Here is a 1,558-nt window from a genome sequence, read left to right as displayed (position 1 = left end):
GCGCCATTTAAATATTAAAATGACAGTCTAACCTTATTAAGTAGGTGTTCCCATTAATACTTTGATTTCCTTAGATAATAGGGTTCTGTTGCAAAGTTTTAAATAAAGAATAAAATCCCTTACGGTATCTATGATTTAGGCTGGTATTCCCATTAATACCTTGATTTCAGTAGACACCGCAAAGCCGAAGAGCGTTCCATTTCTTCGGTTCTTTTTATATATTCCTCGAAGGGTCTCCATGCCCTTAATCGTGGAAGAGGCTGTACGGAGACTTTGATAAAATTTATTCCGTCGTTTAATAGGTCGATGGTCTTGTTCTATTAAATTGTTAAGATACTTCACAGTTCGGTGCTCTGTCTTAGGATATAAACCCACACTCTGTAACTTTCTAAAGGCGGAGCCAAGAGAAGGTGCTTTATCGGTCACAATTGCTTTCGGCTCACCAAACTGTTTATGGAGTCGTTTTAAGAAAGCATAGGCTGCTTGCGTATCCCGTTTCTTTCGTAACCAGATATCTAAGGTTAAGCCGTCCGCATCAATTGCACGATAAAGATAATGCCAACGTCCCTTAATTTTGATATAGGTTTCGTCCATTTTCCATGAATAGAAGGATTGTCTATTTTTCTTCTTCCAAAGATAATAGAGGACTTTGCTGTACTCTTGCACCCAACGATAAATCGTAGTATGACAAACATTTATTCCACGATCATATAACAATTCCTGAACTTCACGATAGCTTAGATTGTAACGCAGGTAGTAACCAACAGCGACAATAATGACGTCTTTTTTGAATTGTTTGCCTTTAAAATGATTCATTACTCTGTCCTCTCTGTCTTTTTTCTCAATTTTACACTAAAATAGATTTTTTGGAAAACTTTGCAACAGAACCCCTAAAACCATGGATGAACGAACAAAAAATCTCTCGTATTTTGTTTGTTCATCCACTAAAAATATGCGAACAGTATGGCTTCATTCAATTCTGTTCTTACAAGTCAAAAGCATCGAATCGTCCAAGGACGATTCAACAAAAAAAGTAGTCGTTTTTGGACGACTACTAAGTTCTAAACATTCATTACCCAAAATCAATTTGGTCTAACATCGTTTCTCGACTAGCTTGATCTAATCCAAGATACGTTAAGGTCATGGCTTCACTTGAATGGTTTAATAAATGCATCACTAAACCAATATTATAGTTTGACTGGGTATAGACCCGATAAGCGCCTGTTTTACGCATGGTATGCGTTCCTAGATAGTTGATACCTAATAGATCACCAACACGTGACAAGACCCGGGTTGACCCCAGAGCATAAGGCAGAAAATCCAGTAACGAACAAAAAACGTTCGCTACTGGATTTTTTGTCTTATGTGGCCGGGGTCAGGGTCGTCGGAGCGTATTTCAGAAGCCGAAGGGTGCTCAAAATAGCATAACTGCTCAACTATACACATTCCAAAAAAGTCCCCCACCCAGCAGCAAGTCACTCACCCATCACATCTTCCGCCAGAACTTCAGCATAATCAGCATCGCCACAATCAAGGCGACAGAAATCCCCAAAGTCAG

General features: G+C 39.0%; 1 protein-coding gene. It reads right to left on the bottom strand.

Going from position 1 to position 1,558, the window contains the following annotated elements; translation table 11 throughout:
- Nucleotides 1-135: 135 nt before the first annotated feature.
- Entirely contained in the window at nt 136-816 is a 681-nt protein-coding gene (locus ABT063_RS52005; RefSeq protein WP_260309893.1) for an IS6-like element ISS1N family transposase, read from the bottom strand.
- Nucleotides 817-1,558: the final 742 nt, after the last annotated feature.

Source organism: Streptomyces sp. NPDC002838 (genome assembly GCF_040295365.1).
GTDB lineage: Bacteria > Actinomycetota > Actinomycetes > Streptomycetales > Streptomycetaceae > Streptomyces.
The sequence above is the reverse complement of the archived record's forward strand: the minus strand, read 5'-3'. Positions and strand labels throughout refer to the sequence as shown.

What these genes read in the sequence shown, in the direction of transcription:
- ABT063_RS52005 (WP_260309893.1), bottom strand. Translation starts at nt 816, where the DNA reads ATGAATCATTTTAAAGGCAAACAATTCAAAAAAGACGTCATTATTGTC.